The sequence below is a fragment of the Mesorhizobium ciceri WSM4083 genome, from assembly GCF_000519305.1.
Taxonomy (GTDB): domain Bacteria; phylum Pseudomonadota; class Alphaproteobacteria; order Rhizobiales; family Rhizobiaceae; genus Mesorhizobium; species Mesorhizobium ciceri_B.
Genome location: NZ_JAFG01000010.1, coordinates 58,546 through 81,372 on the forward strand (window position 1 = coordinate 58,546; position 22,827 = coordinate 81,372).

Annotated in this window: 21 protein-coding genes; 2 read left to right on the top strand and 19 right to left on the bottom strand. The window is 63.9% G+C overall.

Translation table 11 applies throughout. The annotated features are described in order from the left end of the window. Both fliR and flhA read right to left on the bottom strand, forming a co-directional pair. Positions 1 to 753 (bottom strand): flagellar biosynthetic protein FliR, encoded by a 753-nt coding sequence (gene fliR, locus MESCI2_RS0120630; RefSeq protein WP_013529768.1) that lies wholly within the window; start codon positions 751 to 753, stop codon positions 1 to 3. Further along, complete coding sequence (gene flhA, locus MESCI2_RS0120635; RefSeq protein ID WP_023810024.1) at positions 750 to 2,837, bottom strand: flagellar biosynthesis protein FlhA; 2,088 nt, start codon at positions 2,835 to 2,837, stop codon at positions 750 to 752. The genes fliR and flhA overlap by 4 nt, the downstream gene beginning before the upstream one ends. 147 nt (positions 2,838 to 2,984) lie before the next feature. Here flhA and MESCI2_RS0120640 point away from each other — a divergent pair, with 147 nt between their 5' ends. Beyond that, positions 2,985 to 3,284, top strand: coding sequence for a putative quinol monooxygenase (locus tag MESCI2_RS0120640; RefSeq protein WP_027038233.1), 300 nt, complete (start codon positions 2,985 to 2,987; stop codon positions 3,282 to 3,284). Positions 3,285 to 3,413: 129 nt separating this feature from the next. After that, positions 3,414 to 5,195: a chloride channel protein gene (locus tag MESCI2_RS0120645; protein WP_027038234.1), complete on the top strand. Its 1,782-nt coding sequence runs from the start codon at positions 3,414 to 3,416 to the stop codon at positions 5,193 to 5,195. A gap of 48 nt (positions 5,196 to 5,243) precedes the next feature. Here the strand turns inward: MESCI2_RS0120645 and MESCI2_RS0120650 are convergent, their stop codons facing one another. The 17 genes from MESCI2_RS0120650 to MESCI2_RS0120735 form a co-directional block, all read right to left on the bottom strand. Beyond that, positions 5,244 to 6,887, bottom strand: a complete 1,644-nt coding sequence (locus MESCI2_RS0120650; RefSeq protein ID WP_027038235.1) for an MFS transporter — start codon at positions 6,885 to 6,887, stop codon at positions 5,244 to 5,246. A 230-nt stretch (positions 6,888 to 7,117) separates the two neighbouring features. Then, positions 7,118 to 7,384, bottom strand: coding sequence for a flagellar biosynthesis protein FliQ (gene fliQ / locus MESCI2_RS0120655; RefSeq protein ID WP_023810020.1), 267 nt, complete (start codon positions 7,382 to 7,384; stop codon positions 7,118 to 7,120). 24 nt (positions 7,385 to 7,408) lie between these two features. Next, positions 7,409 to 7,816, bottom strand: coding sequence for a flagellar hook assembly protein FlgD (gene flgD / locus MESCI2_RS0120660; RefSeq protein WP_024502700.1), 408 nt, complete (start codon positions 7,814 to 7,816; stop codon positions 7,409 to 7,411). Then, entirely contained in the window at positions 7,816 to 8,259 is a 444-nt protein-coding gene (gene flbT / locus MESCI2_RS0120665) for a flagellar biosynthesis repressor FlbT (protein ID WP_027038236.1), read from the bottom strand. Before flbT ends, flgD begins: the two co-directional genes overlap by 1 nt. After that, positions 8,256 to 8,603 carry a flagellar biosynthesis regulator FlaF gene (gene flaF, locus MESCI2_RS0120670; protein WP_024502698.1) on the bottom strand — a complete coding sequence of 116 codons (348 nt, stop codon included), beginning with the start codon at positions 8,601 to 8,603 and terminating at the stop codon, positions 8,256 to 8,258. Before flaF ends, flbT begins: the two co-directional genes overlap by 4 nt. A gap of 31 nt (positions 8,604 to 8,634) precedes the next feature. Beyond that, positions 8,635 to 9,678: a flagellar hook-associated family protein gene (locus tag MESCI2_RS0120675; RefSeq protein WP_027038237.1), complete on the bottom strand. Its 1,044-nt coding sequence runs from the start codon at positions 9,676 to 9,678 to the stop codon at positions 8,635 to 8,637. A 4-nt stretch (positions 9,679 to 9,682) separates the two neighbouring features. Beyond that, on the bottom strand, positions 9,683 to 11,137 hold the full coding sequence (flgK, locus tag MESCI2_RS0120680) for a flagellar hook-associated protein FlgK (RefSeq protein WP_027038238.1): 1,455 nt from the start codon (positions 11,135 to 11,137) through the stop codon (positions 9,683 to 9,685). Between the two features lie 27 nt (positions 11,138 to 11,164). Continuing rightward, a complete protein-coding gene (locus MESCI2_RS0120685; RefSeq protein ID WP_027038239.1) occupies positions 11,165 to 12,424 on the bottom strand; it encodes a flagellar hook protein FlgE in 1,260 nt (419 codons plus the stop codon). A gap of 79 nt (positions 12,425 to 12,503) precedes the next feature. After that, positions 12,504 to 13,172 carry a response regulator transcription factor gene (locus MESCI2_RS0120695; protein WP_013529780.1) on the bottom strand — a complete coding sequence of 223 codons (669 nt, stop codon included), beginning with the start codon at positions 13,170 to 13,172 and terminating at the stop codon, positions 12,504 to 12,506. Between the two features lie 223 nt (positions 13,173 to 13,395). Then, the gene (locus tag MESCI2_RS0120700; RefSeq protein ID WP_050596600.1) at positions 13,396 to 13,983 is read right to left on the bottom strand and encodes a transglycosylase SLT domain-containing protein; all 588 of its coding nucleotides are present in this window, start codon (positions 13,981 to 13,983) and stop codon (positions 13,396 to 13,398) included. Beyond that, complete coding sequence (locus MESCI2_RS0120705) at positions 13,913 to 15,292, bottom strand: flagellar hook-length control protein FliK (RefSeq protein WP_027038241.1); 1,380 nt, start codon at positions 15,290 to 15,292, stop codon at positions 13,913 to 13,915. The genes MESCI2_RS0120700 and MESCI2_RS0120705 overlap by 71 nt, the downstream gene beginning before the upstream one ends. Next, the gene (locus tag MESCI2_RS0120710) at positions 15,289 to 16,665 is read right to left on the bottom strand and encodes a chemotaxis protein MotC (RefSeq protein ID WP_027038242.1); all 1,377 of its coding nucleotides are present in this window, start codon (positions 16,663 to 16,665) and stop codon (positions 15,289 to 15,291) included. The genes MESCI2_RS0120705 and MESCI2_RS0120710 overlap by 4 nt, the downstream gene beginning before the upstream one ends. After that, on the bottom strand, positions 16,662 to 17,996 hold the full coding sequence (locus tag MESCI2_RS0120715) for a MotB family protein (protein WP_027038243.1): 1,335 nt from the start codon (positions 17,994 to 17,996) through the stop codon (positions 16,662 to 16,664). The genes MESCI2_RS0120710 and MESCI2_RS0120715 overlap by 4 nt, the downstream gene beginning before the upstream one ends. Continuing rightward, entirely contained in the window at positions 17,993 to 18,616 is a 624-nt protein-coding gene (locus MESCI2_RS0120720; protein WP_027038244.1) for a hypothetical protein, read from the bottom strand. Before MESCI2_RS0120720 ends, MESCI2_RS0120715 begins: the two co-directional genes overlap by 4 nt. Before the next feature lie 3 nt (positions 18,617 to 18,619). Further along, positions 18,620 to 20,266 carry a flagellar basal-body MS-ring/collar protein FliF gene (gene fliF, locus MESCI2_RS0120725; RefSeq protein ID WP_027038245.1) on the bottom strand — a complete coding sequence of 549 codons (1,647 nt, stop codon included), beginning with the start codon at positions 20,264 to 20,266 and terminating at the stop codon, positions 18,620 to 18,622. A gap of 132 nt (positions 20,267 to 20,398) precedes the next feature. Continuing rightward, positions 20,399 to 21,463 carry a flagellin gene (locus MESCI2_RS0120730; protein WP_027038246.1) on the bottom strand — a complete coding sequence of 355 codons (1,065 nt, stop codon included), beginning with the start codon at positions 21,461 to 21,463 and terminating at the stop codon, positions 20,399 to 20,401. Positions 21,464 to 21,731: 268 nt separating this feature from the next. Then, positions 21,732 to 22,718 (bottom strand): flagellin, encoded by a 987-nt coding sequence (locus MESCI2_RS0120735; protein WP_027038247.1) that lies wholly within the window; start codon positions 22,716 to 22,718, stop codon positions 21,732 to 21,734. Positions 22,719 to 22,827 lie beyond the last annotated feature (109 nt).

Below are 22,827 nucleotides of genomic sequence, written 5' to 3' on the forward strand. Positions count from 1 at the left end.
CTATCTCGCCAATGTCAGGTCGACGAAGCCGTCGACGAACAGCGACAGCATGGTGCCGACGGCGAAATAGAAGATGATCATGCCGCCGGCGATGATGAAGGGCTGGGAGATGAAATAGATCGGGATCTGCGGGGTCAGCTTGTTGACGAAGCCGATCGTCAGATTGACGAGAATGGCATAGGCGACGAACGGGCTGCCGAGGCGGATGACCAGGAAGAAGGTGTCCGACACCGTGTCGGTGACATCGACGAGGGCTGCCTGCGGGTTGAAGAAGATGTTGACCGGCGCGACCGTGTAGGAGGAAACCAGCGCGCGTATTATCTCGTGGTCGAAATCGAAGACGAACAGCATCAGAAGTGCCGAGAACGAGATGATGGCGGCAAGGGCTGCCTGGGGTTCGGGCTCCTCGATCGCCGGTCCGCCGGTGCCGCCATAACCGACCAGCATAGCGATGGCCGAGCCCATGAAGCGCAGGGCTTCCATGTAGAGCCTGGTCATGGCGCCGATCAGGCCGCCGACCAGAAGTTCCGAGATGATCATCGGCACCAGGATCTGCGGGCGCGGGTCGACGAAAGGAAAGATCTTGTCCCACAGGAAAGCGAGCAGGCCGCCGGTGGCGGCGACAGCCACGAACAATCTGACCTGGACCGGGACGCGGGCGCTGGACAGGCCCGGCATCAGCATGAAACAGGCACCGATGCGGCAGAAGGCGAGGAACGCCGCGATGACGACGCCTTGCGACAGCACGCTCACGATATGGTTCCGAGCACCTTGATCTCGACGCCCTTGGCGATTTCGACATGGCTGAGCACCGGCAGCGTGGTGAACAGGCGCTCGATGATCATGCGCACATAGGGGCGGGCGTCGGGCGCGGTGACGAGGACGAAACGCTCGCCGGCTTCCAGATATTTCTTGATCGCCTTGGTGGCGTCCTGGCCGAACTCCTCGAGCTGGCGCGGGTCGATGTCGAATTCGCGCACCTCGCCTTTGGCGTCGCGTTTGAGGCTCTGGTGGAAGGCGAGGTCCCAGCGATTGCCGAGGCGAAGCACCTTCAGCACGCCGCCCTCGGACAGATCGCCGCAGATCTGCTGGGCCATGCGGATGCGGACATGTTCAACGATCTGCTCGGTGCGGCGCACATGCGGCGCGATCTCGGCGATCGCCTCGATGATCAGGTGCAGATTGCGGATCGAGACGCGCTCGGCGAGCAGCAGCTTCAGCACCGCCTGCAGGCCGGGATAGGAGATGTGCGTGGTGCAGATCTCGTCGGCGAGCTTGCGGTATTCCTGGTCCTGGCGTTCGAGCAGCGCCTTCATGTCCTTGTAGGACAGAAGCTGCGGCAGGTTGTTGCGGATGACCTCGGAGAGATGGGTGAGCAGCACCGACATGTTGTCGGCGAAGGTGTAGTTCTCGCGCTTCAGATCCTCGGCGAAGGCTTCGACGACGGAATAGGCGCGCATGCCGAAGGCCGGCTCGCGGATTTCCTCGCCCGGTATCTCGGGTATGTCGCGATTGCCGAGCAGCACCATGATCTCGCCGACGCGCATCTGGTATTCGGCCACCACGGTGCCGTGCACCTTGATCTGGTAGCTCTTCGGCGGGATGGCGAAATCGTCGGCGACACGCACTTCCGGCACGACGAAGCCGTACTGGGTGGCGAATTTCTTGCGCATCTTGCCCATGCGGAAAACCAGTTCCTGATGCGACGTCAGCAGCCTTGTCGACAGCTGCTTGCCGATCAAGAGCTCGATCTCGGCGGTGGCGAGCGAGGCCTTGACCGAGTTCTTCTCTTCCTCGACCTTGGTCGCCTTTTCCTGGTCCTTGATCGCCTCGGCTTCGGCGAGAACCCGGTTGGCGCGCATCGGGATGACGTAGCCGAGGCCGGCCATGCCGGCGGCGAGCGCAAAGAACGGGAACAGCGGCAGGCCGGGCATCAGGCCGAGCAGCACCAGCAGCGATGCCGCGACATAGAGGGCGCGCGGGTGGGCGCCGAGCTGGCCGAACACCGCCTGGTTGGTCGAGCCGCGGGTGCCGCCCTTGGAGACGAGCAGGCCGGCGGCGAGCGACACGATCAGTGCCGGGATCTGGGTGACGAGGCCGTCGCCGACCGACAGCTTGATGAACACGTCGGCGGCTTCGCCCATGCCCATGCCGTGCCTGATGTAGCCGATGGCGATGCCGCCGACGATGTTGATGGCGGTGATGATGAGGCCGGCGATGGCGTCGCCGCGCACGAACTTCGAGGCGCCGTCCATCGAGCCGAAGAAGGAGCTTTCTTCTTCCAGTTCGCGGCGGCGCAGCTGCGCGGTCTTGTCGTCGATCATGCCGGCCGAGAGGTCGGCGTCGATCGACATCTGCTTGCCGGGGATGGCGTCGAGGGTGAAGCGGGCGCCGACCTCGGCGATACGCGTGGCGCCCTTGGTGATGACGATGAAGTTCACCACGATCAGGATCATGAAAACGATGAGGCCGATGACGAAGTCGCTGGCCATCACCAGCTTGGAGAAGCCGGCGATGACATAGCCGGCCGCGTGCGTGCCCTCATTGCCATGCGCCAGGATCATGCGCGTGGTGGCGATGTTGAGCGACAGCCTGAGCATGGTGGCGATGAGCAGCACGGTCGGAAAAGACGAGAAATCGAGCGGCCGCTGGATCCACAGCGCCACCATCAGGATCAGCACCGAAAGCGCGATCGAGAAGGCGAGGCCGATGTCGATGAGAAAGGCCGGAATCGGCAGGAACAGGACGGCCAGGATGATGACGATGCCGATGGCGAAAAAGACGTCGCGGCCGTTCTTGGCCACCGCGCCGGGCTGAATGCTTTCGCTGATCGCCATATCGTCCTCAAACCCCATAGACTGCCGAGCGCGCGACAGCCCTGTGAGGGTAGCCCGCCAAGCTTGCGCGAGGGTGGGAGACTGGCTAGTTCCAACGATCATGCGCAGGTCGCCGTGTCGGCCGGCCTCGTAAAGAAGGCAAACTCCATGCTTCTGATCATCGGTACCATCCGCTTGCCGCCAAACAAATTTGAGGAAGCCAAGCCCGCAATGGAGCGCATGGTTTCCGGCAGCCGCGCCGAGTCCGGCTGCATCCAGTATTCCTATGCGCAGGATGTTTTCGATGCCGGGCTCATCCGGGTCACGGAAGTCTGGAGCGACAGGGCGGCGCTCGACGCGCATTTCCGCTCGCCGCACATTGCGGACTGGCGTGCGAGCTGGGCGGCGCTTGGCATAGGCGAGCGCAACCTCGTGCTCTATGAAGCCGGCGAGCCCATGCCGACCTGAACTGTCCATCGGCGATCGATATCGCGCTGTCGCCAACATGGTGTCTGTCGGCATTGTGGTTGCCATGCCGTGCCGCCGGGCGTATCAGGCTGGCTTTCCACTGCCTTTTGATATCGGCGAGCCGCCCCGGTGCTTTCCAGAAACCACAGCGAAGTCTATGCCCGCCGGCTGCGCGCGGTGCTGATCAGGTCGTTGCCCCTGCTCGAGGCGCGCGGCATCGTGGTGGTCATTCTCGCCGGTGTCGTAGGCGTCATGGCGGGCATATTGGTCACGGCGATGAGCCAGATCGTGCAGGACCTGCACGGGCTGCTGTTCGGCGTTCAGCCAGGCGGCCGGCTTTCCGGCATGTTCTCGCTCGCCAATCCGATGCAGGCGTTGATACCGGCGATCGGCGGCATGCTGCTGGGGCTGACGGTGGTCTGGCTCAGGATACGGAAATTCCGCACACCGATCGACCCGATCGAAGCCAATGCGCTCTATGGCGGGCGCATGTCGCTGACCGACACCTTCATCATCGCCGGCCAGACCATGATCTCCAGCGGTTTTGGCGCCTCGGTCGGGCTGGAAGCCGGCTACACGCAGGTTGGCTCCGGGCTGGCATCGCGGCTGGCGGGCATCTTCAGGCTGCGCCGCAACGATGTCCGCATCCTGGTCGGCTGTGGTGCGGCCGGCGCCATCGCCGCTGCCTTCGATGCACCGCTGACCGGCGCCTTCTACGGCTTCGAACTGGTCATCGGCATCTACTCGGTCGCCAATGTCGCGCCTGTCATGACCGCCGCGATCTCAGCCTCGCTGACCGCCGAGATGTTCGGCGGCGTGCCGTTTCCGCTTGAGCTTTCCGGTCTGCCGGCGCTCACCGCCAGCCAGTATGTGCCGTTCCTGCTGCTCGGCCTGCTCGGCGGCGCCGCCTCGATCGCCATCATGCATCTGGTGACGTTGATCGAGCGCGGTTTTGCCAGGCTGTCGATCGATGCGTCGCTGCGCCCCGTCATCGGCGGCGTCATCGTTGGCTTGCTGGGGCTGATCACGCCGCAGGTGCTGTCCAGCGGCCATGGCGCGCTGCATCGCGAATTCTCGATGAATTACGGTTTGGCCGTGGTGGCCAGCGTCTTCGTGCTCAAGCTGGCGGCATCGGCGATCTCGCTGGGGTCGGGCTTTCGCGGCGGATTGTTCTTCGCCTCGCTGTTCCTCGGCGCGCTGCTCGGCAAGGCGTTCGCGGATGTGATGCTTGTTATTTCTCCGGCAACCGGCATCGACCCTGCCGTCGCCGCCGTCGTCGGCATGACTTCGCTCGCCGTCGGTGTCGTCGGCGGTCCGCTGACGATGACCTTCCTGGCGCTGGAATCGACCCGCGACCTGACGCTGACCGGCGTCGTGCTGGCCGCCTCGATCATGTCGGCCATCCTGGTGCGCGAAACCTTCGGTTACTCGTTCTCGACATGGCGCTTCCATCTGCGCGGCGAGACCATCCGCAGCGCCCATGATGTCGGCTGGATGCGCAGCCTCACAGTCGGCTCGATGATGCGCAAGGACATCAAGACCATCTATGCCTCGACGACGCTGGCAGCCTTCCGCAAGCAAGTGCCGCTCGGCTCGGCCCAACGCGTCATCGCCGTCGATGCGGGCGATCACTATGTCGGCGTGCTGATCGTGGCCGAACTGCACAGCGATCCTTCCGATGGCGAGGTGCCGGTGCGCGATCTTGCCAAATACAAGGACGCGGTGCTGGTGCCGAGCATGAACGTGCAGGCCGCCGCCGAAACATTCCAGCGCGCCGGCGCCGAAGAACTCGCTGTCGTCGAGGATTTCACCGACCACATCGTGCTGGGCCTGTTGACCGAAGGCCATCTGATGCGGCGCTATGCCGAGGAACTCGACAAGGCGCGCCGGGACCTGTCGGGCGAGGGTTGACAGGAAGGCCTAACCGGATGCCTGCGACAGTGGGCGCGGTTACGGAGCCTAATGCTCGATTGGTCCCTTGGCCATCACAAGCGCCGTGCCGGCGGTGGTCGGGCGTTCGATCATGCGCCGCACGCGGGGCGGCTCGTCGCCGCTGTGGAGCGCCCGCACGCGTTCGCCGATGACGGCGTCGGCATGGGTGATGCGTCCATTGTGCCTGATATATTCGATCCAGGTCGGCGTGTGGTAATGCTCGATCCATACGGTGGGATTCTCGAGATCGCGCGCCAGCGTCCAGTTGCGGGCGCCGTCACGGCGGCGGATGCGGCCGCGCTCGGCCATGATGGCGAGGAACTCCGGTTCGTCCTCGTGCCGGATCACATACTCGATCATGATGGCGATGGGGCCGCTGCGCGGCTTCAGGTCAAGCGCCAAATGCGGTTCCTTGAAGCGATTGAGCGGGTCGAGGTTGAGCACCTGCTGTTGCGGCAGCGGTAGCAAAAGACCGATGGCGCCGCCGGCCAGCATGGCGACGCTGGCTGCGATCAGCGCGGTCTCGGCGCCGTGCGCATCGGCGACGACACCCCAGATCCAGCTGCCGAGCGCGATGCCGCCGAAGGTCGCGGTCTGGTAGACCGACAGCACCCGGCCGACCACCCAGCGCGGCGTCGCCATCTGCACCGTGACGTTGAAATGCGAAAGCGCGATCACCCAGCAGGCGCCGCCGACAAGCAGGCCGAGCGACGTCTGCCAGGCATGCTGGCTGACGGCGGCATTGAATGCGCAGACAGCGAAGCCGGCAAAAGCACAGCGCACCATCGTCTCGCTGGACAGCAACTGCCGCAGCCTGACGCTGATCAAGGCGCCGCCGACCGCGCCGATGCCGAAGGCGCCGAGCATGATGCCATAGGTCAGCGCATCGCCCTTGACGACATCGCGCGCCACCAGAGGCAGCAACGCAAGCACAGCGCCTGCACTGAAGCCGAACGCAGCACCCCTGACCAGCACCTTGCCGATGTTGGGCGACATGGCGACATAGCGCAGGCCGGCGCCCATGGCAGCCCCCAGCGACTCGCGCGGCAAGGTCGATATGGGCACGTTCGGCTTCCAGCGCGCCAGCACGACGATCAGGCCGATATAGCTCACCGCGTTCGCCGCGAAGGCGGCCGCGGCACCGGCCGCGGCGACGATGATGCCGCCGATTGCCGGACCGACGCTGCGCGTCAGGTTAAAGCCCATCGAATTGAGGGCGACGGCCGCCGGCACCTTGTTGCGGGGAACGATATCGCCGACGGAGGCTTGCCAGGATGGGCTGTTGAGCGCGGTGCCGCTGTCAATCAGGAAGGTGAAGGCAAGCAGCGTCCATGGCGTGATCAGGCCTGAATAGGTGAACAGGGTCAGAAGCACCGACACCACCAGCATGAAGGTCTGGGCGACAAGCATCACCTTGCGCCGGTCGAAACTGTCGGCGATGGCGCCGGCTACGAGTGCAAACAGCATGATCGGCAAGGTGGTCGAAGCCTGGACCAGGGCTACCTGATAGGGCGAGGTGGCGATCGTGGTCATCATCCAGGCGGCGCCGACACCCTGGATCAAGCCACCGAAATTCGAGACGAGACTTGCGCCCCACACGGCGCGGAAAATGCCGTGACGGAAGGGCGCCAGCGCCGAGACGCTCTCGCTGTCCGGCTTTTCGTCAATCATTTGGGGTTCCTGCCATGTCGTGCCTGCTCGTCAGACAATCCGTTTGCGCAGACCGTTTGCCGAAAGTAGGGCATGGCGCCGCAAAGGGCAAAAAAGCTCATGGTCCAACAATGGGATAGAGGCGGTCCAGGCCTTGTCCGCCGTGGGTCCGGAGGTGCCGCTGGGATCAGTGGCGTCTGGCTTCAGACAGGGTGAACGGCATGTCGCGGGCACACCTTCCTGGAAAAGGTTCAGAACCCGTTCTGGATACGCTCGAAGATGACGTTGGTGAAGGCCGATATCTGGCTGCCGATGAAGGGGCCCGTCAGCGCCACCACCAGCATGATGGCGACGATCTTCGGCACGAAGGTCAAGGTGATCTCCTGCACCTGCGTCAGCGCCTGGATGAGGGCGATGCCGATGCCGACCGCCATGGCGACCAGCACCACCGGAGCGGACGCGACGAGCACCGTCCACACCGCGTACTGGACGATGTCGAGAGCGTCGGCCTCATTCATGGGACTGGCTCTCTGCCGAAAGCGTCAGCTAGCTGCCTTGACCGAAACTCCCGGACCGACCGCGACTTCGGTGCCGTTCTGCAGCACGGCGATGAGACCGCTGCTGGCGAGGCGCACCGAAGCCACGGTGCCCGTCGTCAGGCCGTCGGCGGAGGTTATCGAGCGCCCGATCAGTGCGTCGGCCTGCGACAGCGCCGAGGACTGCATGATCTGATTGAGCTTGGTGTTGGTCTGCACCGATTGCTCGACCTGCGAGAAGGTGGCGAGTTGGGCGACATACTGCGTCGAATCCATCGGCTTGGTCGGATCCTGGTTCTTCATCTCGGCGATCAGAAGCTTCAGGAAGGACTGGTAGTCGACCGCTGTCTTCGAGGTCGAGGCCGTGGCCTGATTGGCGCCTGTCGGAATCGTCGTCGTCATGTCCACGTTCATCAGTAGCGTGCTCCCACGGCCAGCGGGCGCTCGGCACCCAAAACATCGTCATTACCACCCAGCGCGCGGCGTTCGAGCGGATAAAGCGCGCGGATCGCCTTCAGCGCTTCGTAGATATGATCCTCGCCGACCATGCGGTCGATCTGTTTCAGCGCGCTGCAGATCTGGGTGTCCTCGAAGCTTGCCAGAAGCAGCGGCAGCGAACGGCGGAACATATCGCGCGCGGCGGCGGCGCCCGCCGGATTCATCAGCATGACCTGAAGGATGAAATAAAGCTGCTTGAGCGGCGTCGAGGCATCGTCGGCCTGGATCACGTGGCTTTCGAGCAGGAACTGGACGTCGTTCATCAATTCGACGGTGACCTTGCGGTCGACCCGGATGACGGCGCCGTTGATGTAGATCTTTTCGTTCGGCTTGAGCGATATCTTCAGCGTGTTGGTCATTGAATGCCGTCCCTGATGATCTGGGACACCTCGATCAACCCTTCGAAATTGTTGGTGCGGCCCTGACGGATGTCCTCCGCCTCGCGCAGCAGCCACAGGCCGATGGAAATGAGATTGGCGCGCAGTTCCTTGGGCAGGGCGTTGTCGCTGGAGCCAAGATCCTCGACGAAGGCGGTCCAGACGCGGTTGGTGAAATGAAGCGCCTCGATCGCCTCCATCGAATCGTGGCCGGCCACTGCCGCCGCCGCCAGCATGTCGATCGAGCGGGTCAGAAGCTCCCGCTCGCGGTCCTTCGCGTCGGCAACGGAGTTGCTCTGGATGTCGGCGTAGGAGAATTGGTACATCGTTGGGGCTCTACCGTTCCGTTAAGCGTTGTCAGGTCAGGTAATTCAACAGGCTGAGCTGCTGCAGGCGTGCGGTCAACGCGAAAGACGTTTCGATGTGCTGTGTCAGGTCCGCGACCCGTGTTGCGGCTGCCGCCGGATCGACGGCTTCCAGATCGAGAATGTGCCGTTCGAAAAGGTCGACCTGCGTTTTCATCCGATCGTTGGCATCGGAAACCCGCTTCTGGACGATGCCGGTCTCGGATTGAAGCTGGCCAATGCCGCTCAGCGCTTCGCCAACCAGTGTGGTGGAGCGGCTGACAACCGTATTCTTCGCCGCCTGGCTGATGTTGCTGGACATCAGGCTGCTGACCATGGCTGCGGCCATGGCTAGTTTCTGAATGCCATCGCTGTTGGCGCTGGTCGAAGTCGGTGTGGTTTCGTTGAGTGCGATGCGGCTGACGATCTGCTGGTCGGTGGCGTTCGACCAGTTGCCCTGCCAACCCGCGCCCGCGAACTGCGGCGCCACATCATTGGTGATGAAATCGTCCATCTGGGCAGCCGTGATATTGGCCGCTGCCGGGTCGTCCTGGGTGAAACCGAAATTGGTGAGGAAAGCGGTATCGAACGCAGCCTTGGCAGGAGAGCCGGCGGCCGTGAAATCGTTGATCGGCTTGACGTCTGTGTTGGTGCCGGCAAACAGATATTCACCATTGACGCTGGTGTTGAGGATCGAGGTCAGCTGCTGGATGGTCGCCTTGCCGGAGTCCCGGGTGAGGCTGTTGGACGAGTCGCTCGAGGAAGCGGTGGTCAGGGCGGACAGGAAGGTCTGCGCGGCGGTGGAGAGCTGACCAAGCGAGGTCTGCGTCGAGGAAAGCCGGGCGCCGACCAGGCCGTTGGAATCGATGATGACGTTGAGCCGGTCAAGGTCGCGCTGGAAGGTGACGGCCTGGGTGGTGCGCCCGCCGAGAGCCAGGCCGACATCGGCGACCCTGCCCGTCGAGGATTCCTTGGTGGCTTTGACGAGTTCGGCCTGCATGCGCATCTGCTGGGAGCGCATGGCATTGGAGATTGCGGCCGAGGAGACTGAAGTCATGGAATTATCCCACCGCGTTGAGCAAGGCCGTCATCATGTCGTCGACGGTTTTCATCATTCGGGCCGATGCCTGGTAGGTGTGTTCGAGGTCGAGCAGCAGCGACATTTCCTGGTCGACATTGACCCCGGTCGCGTTGGACAGCGCCTCGGCGCTGCGCGATGCCAGTGCTTCCTTGGCGTCGGAGGCGGTCGAAGCCTGCTGGCGCACGCCCTCGAACCAGCCGATCGAATTGGCGGCGTAGTCGGACACGCTGGACGTTGCAGAAACCCCGGCGGCGGGGTCGAAAGTCATCGGCTGGTCGAGCCGGTCGCCATAGGCAACGAGAAGGGTGGAATAGGATGCGCCGCCGCCCGTGTTGGCGACATAGGCCGCACCGTTGGCGCCGCCGTCGCGCAGCAGCGTCGGGTTGCCGCCGGTGCTCGGGTCCATCGCTGCATTGACGCTGATGGATGCGGCAAGGCCGGTGACCAGCGTGCCCGCGGCCGGCACGGCCGGCGCGCCCGACCAGGTGAACAGGCCGGCGGCATTGGCCATCGAGGGTGCGGTCTCGGCAAAAGCGGTGATCAGGCCACGCGCCGTCTCGTCGAGCTGGCTCTGCATGGTCGAGGCGACACCGTCGCGCAATTGCAGCAGGCCGGCAAGCGTGCCGCTGGCGCTGGTGTTGCCGCCGGCACCCGCCGAGATCGGCACGTTGTCGATGTAGACGGCATTGCCGGCGGCACCCGCGGTATAGCCTGCCGACGCCGCGAAGGTGACCGTGCGCGGTATCGTCTCGAACAAAGTCGTGCCATCGCCGGTGGTGATGACCATGTCATTGTCGCCTCGCGTGAAGGTCGACACCGGGACATAGTTCGAAATCTTCTTCAAAAGCGCGTCGCGCTGGTCGAGCGCATCGGAAACGTCGGTGCCGGAACGGGTTCCGGACATGACGGCCGTGTTGGCATCCTGGAACTGGCCGAGCAGCGAGTTCAGGTCATCGACGGCGGTGGCGATCTGGCCGTCGGTCTGGGTGCGGAAATCCTGGACTGCCTTGGAGCCCTCGTTGAGCGAGCGCACGACCTGCTTGGCGGCGTCGATGACGGAGGCACCGAGGTTCTGGTTGGACGGCGAGGTGGCGTAGAGCTGCAGCGCCTTCTGCAGGTCGGCGATGGCGGTCGAGGGCGAGGACGCATTGTCGACGCCATTGACCGCAACGCCCAGCTGATCCATGCCGCTGTAGAGCGCGCTCTGGCCGCTCCAGGCCGACAGCGCGCCGAGATTCTGGCGAAACAAAAGCTCGTTGGCTGCGCGCTGGATATCGACCGAACGCGCGCCCGGCGCCGTGCTGGTGACGACGGCCTGGCGCCGCGAATAGTCCGGGTTGGAGGCGTCGGCGACGTTGCGCGAGACAACGCTGGTCTGTCGCGCGGTGTTCATAAGCGCCGACTGGGCGATACTCAATGCGGTAGACAGTGACATGCGGGTCTTTCGCGGGCGACGCCCGTCTTATCTCTTCAGGTTGACAAGGACGTCCATCAGATCGGAACCGGTCTGGAAGACTTTCGAATTGGCGGTGTAGCTGCGCTGTGCCGCGATCATGTTGGTCAGTTCTTCGGCGATATCGACGTTGGAATTCTCGAGCGCGCCGGAGATGATGGAGCCGAGCTTGCCTTCATTGGCAAAGCCGACACGAACCGCACCGGACTCGGTGCCCTGCGAATAGACGTTGCCGGGCAGCGCGGTGAGCTGGTCCGGGCTCTGCACGTCGGCCAGCGGAATCTTGTAGAGGGGCTTGGTCGAGCCGTCCTTGTACTGGGCGTAGATTGTGCCGTCCTTGCTGATCTGGACCTTGTCGATGGTGCTCGGCGCGTTGCCGTTGACCTGGGCGTCGGAAACCGTGAAGCCGGTGCCGAGCTGGGTCAGCGCCGACAGATCGAGATTGAGGGTGGCGCCGTTCGGCACGGTGAATGAAACGCCGGTGGGCGTGCCGGTGAGCTTGCCGGTGGTGGTGTCGAAGGTCAGGTTGGCCGAGCCCAGAAAGCCGCCGGCGGTGTAGGGGAACGATGTTCCAGGGGTGGCCTTCGACTGATCGAAGACCGCCACCTGCCAGGTGCCGGCGCCGGTGTTGGTGAAATAGACGTCGAGCAGCTTCTTGTTGCCGAGATTGTCATAGGCGACCATCGAGGATTTCGACGTGTATTGCGCGGTCGCAGCGTTGGCGGCGGGCAGGTTGGCGGTCGCGACCGGTGTCGCGCCTGCCGGCAGGTTGCCGGCATAGCTACCCTCGGTGCTCGGCGTTGCGGTCATTCCCTGGTCTGAGATGACAACCGGAACCAATCCCTCGAAGCCGTTGACCGTCGCTGCCGGCACGCCATTTTCATAGCTGTAGGCCATCAGCTGGAAGCCGGCCGAGTTGACCAGCCTGCCCTGCCCATCGGGAACGAAGGCGCCGGCGCGGGTCAGATAGGGCGTACCGCTCGGATCCTGAACGACAAAGAAGCCATCGCCGCTGACGGCAAGGTCGGATACCGAGGTCGTGTACTGAAGCACGCCCGGATCGCTGACCGCCTGGCGGATCGTCGTGGTGACGCCGCCGGAATTGTAGGCACCGCCGGTCGACGGCATGACCAGCGTCGAAAATTCGGCGGAGGACCGCTTGTAGCCGGTGGTGTCGGAATTGGCGATGTTGTCGGCGACCGTCGATAGGCGGTTTGCCTGGGCGTTCATGCCGGAAACGCCGGTCCGCATCATTCCGTAGAGGCTCATCGAAACGTCTCCGCTGTGTCCATGCTGCTGGCTACGAGGCTACGCATGTTTTCTTGCGCGAGGCTGGCGCGGCGCTGCATCAGAAGACGAGCCGGTAGCCGAGGAAACGCTTGGAATCGATCGGGTCGGTGCCCAGCTTCTCGCGCAGCTTCTTGCGCAGTTTGCTGATGTGGCTTTCCACCACGTTCTCCTCGACCTCTTCGTCGAAGATGCCGTAGATGGCGTTGAAAACCTGGGTCTTGGTGACACGGCGCCCGCGATTGCTCGCCAGATATTCGAGGATGCGGCGCTCGCGGCGCGGCAGGGGGAGGGGCTGACCGTCGATCTCGGGGTCGCGGCCGTCCATGAAGATGCGCATGGCGCCGATCTCGGTGTAGGCGACGTCTTCCTGGGCGCGGCGGCGGATGGCGGTGATGCGGGCCAGGATCTCGCGGATATGGACGGGCTTGCGAATGACGTCGTCGACGCCGCTCTCGAACAACCGCAGCGTGTTCTCCAGGGAATGCTGTTCACTGAGCGCAATCACCGGGGCGCCGGTGCGGTCGCGGATCTGGCGCGGAGAGATGGAGCCTTCGCGGCAGTCGCCGATGAGGAAGGCCCGGACCGAGCGCAGATCGGTGTCCGCGGCAGAGTTCACCCACTCACCGAATTCGCCGGATGCAAAGCCTGCACAGGCGATGCCCTCACGATCGAAAAGTGAATTGTATCCCTCTGTTACGAGCTCGCGCTCGTCAACGATCACAATCATCGGCCCCGCCTTCCGAATCAAATCATTTGTCCCGTGAAGAGAGGCGTATCCGCTGGCGGGAATCCTGAACAACCGTCATTTCTTGTAGCTAGTTTCTTGGGAGTCTGGAATCGTATCGGTTGCATTAGCGTGCAACCAGATATGCTTTCGGTGGCAAGCTCTGACCAAGTCCAGCCAACAATTCCGGGTTGTACGGTTTGTCTATTAGAAGCGGGAAATGCGCTTACGGGTTGCAGAAGCCGCGGGCGTTCGCGGTCCATTTTCCAAAGCCGGTGGCGACCATGTTGGCAATGACGCGGCAGACATAGATCTTCTGCGCCGGGTCGTTGTCGGGACCGGCATGATAGCGGGCAACGGCCATCGACCAGGTCTCGTGACGGGCATGGAGACTAGCCAGGAAGCGCGCCGCATAGTCGACGTTCTGACGTGGGTCGAGCATGTCCTCGACGCTGCGAAAATGCGATGCGTGGTAGTGGTGATTGATCTGCATGCAGCCTAGATCGATCAGCGTCTTGCCTTCGCGCCGGGCATTGGCGAAGGCGGCAAGGGCCTCTGTCCGGCTCCTTGGAAAGACTGCTTTTCCTTCTATATTCAAGGCATTGGGCTGAAGGCTGCCCTTGTTGCCGGTCTCCGTCAGGCCAACGGCATAGAGGATGCCGGCGGGCACGCCATAACGATCGGCGGCGCGCAGGATCTCCGGCTCGCAGGGGTTCGCCGCGGCTGCGGCGGCGTTTGTCGCGCTAGATAAAGATATCGCCGCCAGCGCGCTCGCGAGCAGGCGAAGTGCCGCGGCCGTAGTCCTGCGCGTCATCGTTGCGTTTCCCTGAGGATTGCTGGCCCGGTTGCTGGCCGCCGGCTCCACCATTGCCACTGCCCGAATTCCCCGGTTGGAAGGATGCTGGATCGCGGCCTGTTGCCGCCGCCAGAGTAGCGGTTGCATCCGTCCGGGTTGTAGCGGGAACTGCTACCGAAGGTTGCAGTATCGTGACCTTGTCAACCTCGAAGCCGAGCCCCCGCAGCGACTTGACGATGGCCTCGCTGTCGGCCGACAGCCGACGATAGGCGTCGTGTGTTTCAGGCTTCAGCTCAATCGAAAGTTGTTCCCCGGAGAGGCGAAGACTGGCCGTCACCATGCCGAGTTCGGCGGGGTGGAGTTCGATCTTCAGCACATGTGTCGGAACGGCAACAGAGCTGGCCAGATGGGCGGACGTGGGTGAGGCTGAAAGCGCCTTTTGCGGCCCGGCGTCGGCGGCTATGGCGTTGATCACATTGAGGGCCGCCTGGCTGATGGGGCTCTGCGGCGGTGCGGGGAAGCTCCGTTCCGACACCACGTCGATGCGCGCGGTGGACAGGGACTGTTTTCCCGCTTCGGGACGCATCGAGGACTGCACATCCTCGATGCTCTTCATCGCATTCGCGGCGTGCTTCGACCGCACGCCGGGCACATCGGCAGCCGGCGCGTCCGACAGCTTCTGGGCCGCCGCTGTGACGTCGCGTTTGGGCGCGCTGGAGGCAGCGCTCGGCGACTGACCGTCAAGCGCCGTCAAAGGTCCGTCGATTATCGACGCCTGCTCCGGCTTCGATACGGTTTCGAGTGCTTCGCGTCCGCCCGCGGATTTTGACCGGTAGGTCTTTGGCAGTGACGCCTGTCCGTCGAGCGCCGGGTCCGACGAATTCTCGCCAGTGGCAGCATTGCCCCCGGCTGCCTTGGCCGCTGTCGAGAAATGCCGCAGGTCATGAAACGCGATCAGCAGCGGCAGGTCGTCCTGAAGCGGCGCGGTATCCGACGCCATCTCTTCGGCGTCGGCCTTGTGGGCCTTTGCTTCCAATCCGTCCTTGCCGGTTTTCACGCTTGCCCCTTTGGCTGAGGTGGTGGTCCTTCCGGGCTCGGCCGATGCCGGTTCGGCCTTTGCGTCATGCCCGGCAAGGCCCGCAGCGAGCTTGCTCCAGCGCTGGTCGCGCGATCCCGCCTCTGTCGACGGCTGCCGTTCCGGGCGGGCATCGTCGCGCAGCATTTTGCCGAAGCCGGCGTCATCGTTTCTGCCGTTCGCGGCCGGCTGCTCCGACGTCGCGCGCGTGGAGGCAAATCCTGGCAAGGCCGAGCCGAGGCTGGTGGTCATTTGGGGGCGGCTCCAAGCATCTGGTCGATCAGGTCGAGCTGTCGACGTGTTCTGGTCATGGCCGCGTCGGTCGGATCGGCGAGCCCTTTAGCGGCTGCGGGCGACGGTGCCGACGCCGGCATGACTGTCGCTGCGTCGGCGGATGCAACTGCCGCCGTGTCCGGCGCATTGGCGGCCGGTCCGCCGGAGGCCGCGGTGGCGGCGGGTTGCTCCGCGATGGCGCCTTCGACCGGTGGCAGTCCACTGTCATCGGCGTTTTGCGGCGTGGCGATCTCGGGAGCCGCAGGTTGCTCGGCCGCAACAGGGGCAGGCTTTTCCTCGGGAAGGGCGGTGGGCGGCGCGACGACCTCGCCGGCAATGGCCTGCGCGGCGTCGAGCAAAGCGCGGTCGCCTTCCGAGAGCCTGGTGCGGTCGATCTTGCCGAGCTTGGCACGAACGTCCTCGATTGTGCCCGAGGTGACGGTGGAAAGGCTGGCATAGAGCAGAGCGCGTGGATCGTCCTGATTGGTGTTGCCGTCGCGGCCCTGCTCGGCCCGCGCCGAAGCGAAGGCCGACAAGTCGTTCAGGCCGTCTATCGCGGCCCGGCGGGCGATGCGCAGATAGATAACCTTCTCGCGCTCGGGATCCATCATCGAGGTGATGTCGCCCAGCTTGTCCTGGCTGATCGACATGTGCAGCGCGATGACGCCGGAGACGAAGGAGTCGGCGAACTGGCTGGCATAGGGCGAATAGAGATAGCGCTCGACATATTGGGTGGAAGCAAGGGCGAAGCGTGCCGCGTCGCCTTGCGCGACTGCAAGGCCGACCGAACGGCGAAGTGCCGCTTCCTCGACCAGCGTGCCGGGGCTGAGCAATCTTGCCTCGTCGAGCAGACGGAGTGCGGTCGCCGGTTGATCACCGGCAAGCAGTGAGCCTTTGACCAAAGCGAGGAAGGCGCCGAGATCCGGAGGCAACGCCATGGGCTCGATCGGCCTCAAGGCTTCGATAGCCTCGCCGGGCCGGCCGTTGAGGTAATCAATCACGCCTTTGGCGATGGCAAGGCTTTGCGGATCCGTCGTAGCGCGCGACGTGGCCGCTTCGACGGTCACCGGGTTGCCGCCGCTCATGCCGTAGACAAGCAGGGCTCGAAAGTTCTTGGGATCCTTGTAGTCCTCGGCATTCGCCGCCCGCAGGCGCGCATCCGCCATCTCCAGCAGCTTGGCCTGCATCGGCAGGGCGGCATGATCGCCGGCGGCTATGCGGTCCTGGATGAGTTGCAGCGAGCGCACCAGTTGATACGGCTGCAGCGCGTCCTGGGCGAAACCGGCCGACGGGTGTCCGCCGGCCAGCAGCAGCAGGCCAATCAACCGGCGGGTGACGGCCGCTCGCTTCATCCGCCGGTCGCCATCAGGATCTCGATGCGGCGGTTCGCGGCCGCCAATGGATCGGCTGCTACCTTCGGCTGGCGGTCGGCGAAGCCGGCGACCTCGGTGATGCGGCGTTCGTCGACGCCGCCGCGCACGAGCATGTAATAGGCGGAATGCGCGCGTGCCGTCGACAGCCGCCAATTGTCGTAGCTGTCGCTGCGGAACGGCCGGGCATCGGTGTGGCCGTTGATGCTGATGGTGCCCTTCTGGCTGTTTACGATGCGGCCGATCTTCTCCATCGCCAGCACCAGTTCGCGTCTCGGCAATGCCGAGCCGACCTCGAACATGCCGAAGTCGAGCTGATCGGTGATCGAGATGACGACCCCCTTGTCGGTGGCTTCGACCGTGACGCCGTCGTGCAGCTTGTCGCCGGGCTTGAAGGCATCGGCCAGCTGCCGCTTGACGTCGGCAGCTGCCTTCACGGCAGCTGCGGTTGGCGCCTTCTCGCCGATGTCGGGCTTGGCGGCCTTTTGCGCCTCAGGCTCCGCCTTGGCTGCGTCGGCGGCCTTGGTGCCGTCCGGTTTGGTCTCGCCGGCCATTGCGGTGGCAGGGTTCGCGGCCTGCTTGCCGGTCACGTCCTTTGCCTGCGGCTCAAGCGGTGCGGCCGCGACAGGCGGCACGGCTTTGACTTTGAGCACTTGCGTTTCGGCGGTCTTATCTCCGGGCTTGAGCGGATCGCCCTCGGTCCTGGTGCGCTCGGCGCTGGCCTCGGCGGCTGGCGCCGCCACCTGCTGCGACCAGAAATCCGGCTCAAAGGGATCGCGGTAGGAGGCACCGCCGGAGGCGCCCGTCGCCGGGCCGGCTGCCTGGGCGCCGCCGTCACCCTTCTGACTGACATTCTGCATTACGCCAGTGTCGGTGGCGATTTCTGAAAGTACCGCATAGGGATCTGCGAACAGGTGCTCGTCGGAGTGTTCCGCCTGCGGGAGTTCTTGCTTGTCTTCTTTGCGGTCCGCCGAGCCATCGCCGTCCTGGCCGGCCTTGTTGGTCGCCTTCTTCGGATTGTCGGCCGTCGTCCCGATCGCGCGGGGACCGTCGCCGAGATCCTCAAGACCTTTGCGGCTCGAATTGCGGTCGACCAGCTTGACCGGGTTGAAGTAGCTGGCGACGGCTGCCTTGGTCTGCTCGTTGGCGGCATTGATCAGCCACATGACCAGGAAAAAGCACATCATGGCCGTCATGAAATCGGCGAAGGCGATCTTCCAGACGCCGCCATGGTGGGCCTCGTCATGGTCGTCATGACTGCGCCGCACGATGATGATCTCGTGGCGGCCGTGGTCGGCGTCTGCGACGCTCATGCCAAGACCTCCGAGAGGACCGTCGACCATTCGGCCATGCGCGTCTCGAACACCGCCTCGTCGATGGCGACGGTCAGGTCGAAGCCTGGCGCCTCGACAAAATCGAGATTGGCGGCGCGGGGTCCCAGCGACGCCTTCAGTGTTTCGAACATCGATAGCGGGCCGCGCACGACGATGCGCACCGCTTCGGCATCGCCGACCGCTTCGCTGATGGCGCGGGCCAATGCCTCGATCGAACGTTTCTGCAGATCGTCGCTGACGATGCCGCCGATGATGCGGGCGACCGAGGCGGCGACAAGTCCGGTCACGCGCGCCTCCATCGCATCGATGCGCAACGAGACCGCCTTGCCGACATCGTCGCCGAGGCTTTCGAGAAATATCCTTGCTTCCTCGGCATTGGCCTGGCGTTCGGCTTCGAGCGCGGCGTCATGCGCAGCCGACAGGCGGACCTCCAGCGCTGTTTCCGCCTGGGCAACCGCCTCGGCGATCAGAGTGCCGATATCGGCCTGCGGCGCCGGCTCGGGCTTGTGTGCGGGATCGACTGCTGCCCGGGACTGGCCGGCACGTTGCGCGCGCGTCCCGAAATCAGGCAGAAGATCGAAGAGGGCTACGGAGGGCATGGTTTACACCGCCACTTCCTGGGCAGCCCATTTGCGCAGGATCTGCGCGGTGCGCTCCTCGTTGATATCGACCATCCTGGCAAGCCTGTCCTGCGGCGCCGGCCGGATCTTCTGGCGAAGATCGTCGAGCGGCGTGGGACCTGGGCGTGTGCCTGGCAAGGTCCCAATCGCGGCACTGTCGGTGGCCGCCATTGCCTCCGGGGTCGGCAGCGAGCGCTGGACGTCGTCGAAGCTGGGACCTGCCAAGGCCGGAGTGGCCTTTGCCGTCAGCGCCGCGGCCATCGGCCTCAGGCCGAAGAAGGCGACCAGGAACACCACGACGATGAAGGCACCGGCATTGATCATCGTGCCGGCATGCTGGCCGATCGAATCGAGCATTCCCGCCTGCGGGATCGCCTCGCCATCCAGGCCGTCGATGAACTCGACCGCCGAGACGTCGATGATGTCGCCGCGCTTTTCGTCCAGGCCGGTAGCGGACGTCACCATCTTCTGGATCTCGGCGACGCGCTTGGCGATCTGCTCCGGCGTGGCGTCCTTGCCGAGGATGGCCGTCAGCCGCTGCTGGTTGACGACCACGGCAATCGACATCTTTGTGACGGTGTAGCCGTTGGAGACCGTGGCGATCTTCTTGGAATTGATCTCGTAGTTGGTGATCTCTTCCCTGCGGTCGTTCTGCGAGGAGGATTGCGGACCATCGGTGGCGGTTGCCTGGGTCTCGGGCAGGTTCTGCTCGACGCTGGCCGGAGTGGAAGCCTGCTTCTGGTTGTTGTTCTCGTTGGCGCGCACCGACTGTACCGAGCGTTCGACGCGGGAATTCGGATCGAAGATGGTCTCTTCGGTCTGACGGGTGTCGGTGTTGACCTCGGCCTTGACGCTGGCGCGGAAATTGTCGGGGCCAAGATAGGCCGTCAGCGCACGGCGGATGTTGTCTCCTATCTGCGCCTCGACGGTCTGCTCGACGCCGAGCGTGCGCGCGGCGCTGGTGTTGGAAGGATCGTCGCCAGCGGCCAGCAGATTGCCGCTGGAATCGAGAACAGTCACCTTGTCGGCCGCCAGGCCGGGAACGGCGGCGGCGACAAGATGGCGGATCGACATGGCACTCTTCTCGGCGTCGATGCCGGCGTAGCGGATGACCACGGAGGCGGAAGGCTGCTGCTCGTCGCGGCGGAAATTGGCGCGTTCGGACATGACGATGTGGACCCGCGCCGCCTTGATGCCCGATATCGACTGGATGGTGCGGGCGATCTCGCCTTCCAGCGCGCGCACGCGGGTGATCTGCTGCATGAAGGAGGTGAGCCCGAGCGAGCCGACATTGTCGAACAATTCGTAGCCGGCATTGGCGCTGGTCGGCAGGCCCTTTTCGGCGAGCAGCATGCGGGCCTGAGCGGTGGTGCCGACCGGCACCAGCACGGAGGTCCCGTCAGAACCAACGTCGAAGCCGATGCCGGCTTCGCCCAGCACCAGGCCGATCTGGTTCACGTCGGCGCGGTCGAGCCCGACATAGAGCGTGTCGTAGGCGGGGCGGTTGAGATAGACCGAGGCGATGCCGATGACGCCCATCACCAGAACGGCGATGCCCGCCAGCATGGCGAGGCGCTTCACGCCAAACCCGCGGAGATTCGAGATGATGCTCTGGATCTGTTCCGGCACGGTTCAACGACTCCCAGCATGATTGTCCGCTGGAACTCTAGTCTTCGAAGCTTGTGCGAAAATGAAATCGGGCCGCGCTGACGGCGCGGCCCGATTTTCTGATGGAAAGGACGGCGCTGGTGGCGCCCGTGATCAGCTCTTGAACAGAGACAGGATCGACTGCGAGGCGCTGTTGGCGATCGACAATGCCTGGATGCCGAGCTGCTGCTGAACCTGCAGTGCCTGGAGCCGGGTCGATTCCTTGTTCATGTCGGCATCGACAAGCTGGCCGACGCCGCGGTCGATGGAGTCCATCAAGCTCTGGGTGAAGGTCTTCTGCAGGTCGATGCTGCTCTTGGCCGAACCGAGGATGGTGGCGGAATCGGTCAGCTGGGCCATGACCTTGTCGATCCTGTTCACCATTTGCGTGATGATGTCGTCGGTAATGCCTGGTGCCGTGATATCGAGGTTGTAGGCGGAGATATTGTCGACCTTGGCGACCGCTCCCGCCGCCGTCTGGCCGGCGGTGTTCGCGGCGATGTCCGTTCCGCCGCCCGCGATCACGGTCGCATAGGCATCGTCATACAAGGTCTGGGCCGCCCCCGTGGAATAAATGGACGTCTGGCGATCGAGTGTGCCGTAATTCTTCACGTCCGTGGCGAGGCCATAATCGAAAAGCTTGGTGCTCTCGACATCGATATCGATCGTCCCGATCGAGATGGCGCCGGATGAGGAACGATTGAATGAGGACACGATCTGGGAATCGGGCTGGACGCCGTCATTGGCGGCCGCAACCTGCTTTGAGGTCACCGCCAGGAAATTCGAGCCTGAAAAGGTGGCCGCATCGGCGAAGGACTTCATCTGCGCCTGAAGCGCCTTGATCTCGGTCTGCGTCTTTGCCTTGGCTGCGTCCGTCTGGCCGACGGTCGAAAGCAGCTTGGTCTTGATCTGGCCGATCGTTGTCAGCACATTGTTCATGCCGGTGTAGGCGGTGTCGACTTTCGAGGCGCCGAGGCCGAGTGCATCCTGCACCGTCGACAGGGCCTGGTTGTCGGAGCGCATCGTGGTGGCGATCGACCAGTAGGCCGCGTTGTCCGAAGCTTGCGAGACACGGTAGCCCGTCGATACGCGGGCCTGTGTCTGCTCGAGTGACTTGTTGGTGGCGCTGAGGCTTTGAAGCGCGGTTAACGCCGCGGCGTTGGTCATGATACTCGCCAAGAAAGTCGCTCCTTCTCAAAGGCCGGCATGCTCAGACATGCCGGATAGGCCTGCTTCAACCGTGGTATCGTGCCAGTAGGGCCGATTCGCCAACCGTTGTAAGCTATTGGTTAACCATAATTAGCGGGACATGGTTAACAGCCTGTTAAACGCGGCCTTTCGAGAGTTAACGACAGAGCGTTGCGCGCGGTCCGAGCAAACGCAAATCGGGCCGCGCTGTTGGCGCGGCCCGAATTTTTTACTGCGAACTGTGGTTGGGCGAAGGCGATTAGCCGCGGAAGAGCGACAGGATCGACTGCGATGAACCGTTGGCGATCGACAGCGCCTGGATGCCGAGCTGCTGCTGGACCTGCAGGGCCTGGAGGCGGGTCGATTCCTTGTTCATGTCGGCATCGACGAGCTGGCCGACACCGCGATCGATGGAGTCCATCAGGTTCGAGGTGAAGGTCTTCTGCAGGTCGATACTGCTCTTGGCGGCGCCGAGCGTGGTGGCGGCGTTGGTCATGGCCTTGAGCGCGGCATCGACGACGTTCATCTGCTGCGCGATCTGGCTATCGCTGGCGGCCGTGCCACCCGAGAAGATAGTCAGCGAGGCAACCGAATAGGTGTCGGTAGCCGCTGCGGCAGCGCCCAACGTCGGTGCCGAGGCCGTGGCAACAGCAGCGCCCGTGGTGCCGAGGCGAGCCGTGTCGAGAATACCCTTGGCGGTTGGTGCCGCGCCGGCATCGTACAGCTTGATGCTTTCCACATTGACATCGATCGTCGAGATCGAAGCCGCGCCGGTCGCGTCGCGGTTGAAGGCCGAAACAATCTTCACGTCGGCCGCGGTGCCTGTCGCAGTGGACACCGAAAGCATGTTGGTGCCGGAGAAGGTGGCACCATCGGCGTAGGCCTTCAACTGGTTCTGAAGGGCGGCGATTTCGACCTGGGTCTTTTCCTTGGAGGCATCCGTCTGGCCGTAGGACGCGACCAGCTTGGTCTTGATCTGGTTGATGGTATCGATCGCGCTACTCATGCCGGTATAGGCTGTGTCGACCTTAGAGGCGCCAAGGCCGAGAGCGTCCGAAACGGTGGACATTGCCTGGTTGTCGGAGCGCATCGTGGTGGCGATCGACCAGTAGGCGGCGTTGTCCGAAGCCTGCGAGACCTTGTAGCCGGTCGAGATGCGGGCCTGGGTGTCGGTGAGGGATTTGCTGGTGGCGTTGAGGCTCTGCAGGGCCGTCAATGCGGCGCTGTTCGTCATGATGCTGGACATGGTACTCGGACCTTGATTTTACAGGTATTTTTTACATACCGGCTCTACCGGTATGACGGTGCGGCATCATGCCCATGATCTCTCAAATCGATCACCCGCCATCTGCGAG

Coding starts and splice junctions, on each gene's coding strand:
- flhA (WP_023810024.1), bottom strand. CDS start 2,837: ATGGCGATCAGCGAAAGCATTCAGCCCGGCGCGGTGGCCAAGAACGGC.
- MESCI2_RS0120640 (WP_027038233.1), top strand. CDS start 2,985: ATGCTTCTGATCATCGGTACCATCCGCTTGCCGCCAAACAAATTTGAG.
- MESCI2_RS0120650 (WP_027038235.1), bottom strand. CDS start 6,887: ATGATTGACGAAAAGCCGGACAGCGAGAGCGTCTCGGCGCTGGCGCCC.
- fliQ (WP_023810020.1), bottom strand. CDS start 7,384: ATGAATGAGGCCGACGCTCTCGACATCGTCCAGTACGCGGTGTGGACG.
- flgD (WP_024502700.1), bottom strand. CDS start 7,816: ATGAACGTGGACATGACGACGACGATTCCGACAGGCGCCAATCAGGCC.
- flbT (WP_027038236.1), bottom strand. CDS start 8,259: ATGACCAACACGCTGAAGATATCGCTCAAGCCGAACGAAAAGATCTAC.
- flaF (WP_024502698.1), bottom strand. CDS start 8,603: ATGTACCAATTCTCCTACGCCGACATCCAGAGCAACTCCGTTGCCGAC.
- MESCI2_RS0120675 (WP_027038237.1), bottom strand. CDS start 9,678: ATGACTTCAGTCTCCTCGGCCGCAATCTCCAATGCCATGCGCTCCCAG.
- flgK (WP_027038238.1), bottom strand. CDS start 11,137: ATGTCACTGTCTACCGCATTGAGTATCGCCCAGTCGGCGCTTATGAAC.
- MESCI2_RS0120685 (WP_027038239.1), bottom strand. CDS start 12,424: ATGAGCCTCTACGGAATGATGCGGACCGGCGTTTCCGGCATGAACGCC.
- MESCI2_RS0120695 (WP_013529780.1), bottom strand. CDS start 13,172: ATGATTGTGATCGTTGACGAGCGCGAGCTCGTAACAGAGGGATACAAT.
- MESCI2_RS0120700 (WP_050596600.1), bottom strand. CDS start 13,983: ATGACGCGCAGGACTACGGCCGCGGCACTTCGCCTGCTCGCGAGCGCG.
- MESCI2_RS0120705 (WP_027038241.1), bottom strand. CDS start 15,292: ATGACCACCAGCCTCGGCTCGGCCTTGCCAGGATTTGCCTCCACGCGC.
- MESCI2_RS0120710 (WP_027038242.1), bottom strand. CDS start 16,665: ATGAAGCGAGCGGCCGTCACCCGCCGGTTGATTGGCCTGCTGCTGCTG.
- MESCI2_RS0120715 (WP_027038243.1), bottom strand. CDS start 17,996: ATGAGCGTCGCAGACGCCGACCACGGCCGCCACGAGATCATCATCGTG.
- MESCI2_RS0120720 (WP_027038244.1), bottom strand. CDS start 18,616: ATGCCCTCCGTAGCCCTCTTCGATCTTCTGCCTGATTTCGGGACGCGC.
- MESCI2_RS0120735 (WP_027038247.1), bottom strand. CDS start 22,718: ATGTCCAGCATCATGACGAACAGCGCCGCATTGACGGCCCTGCAGAGC.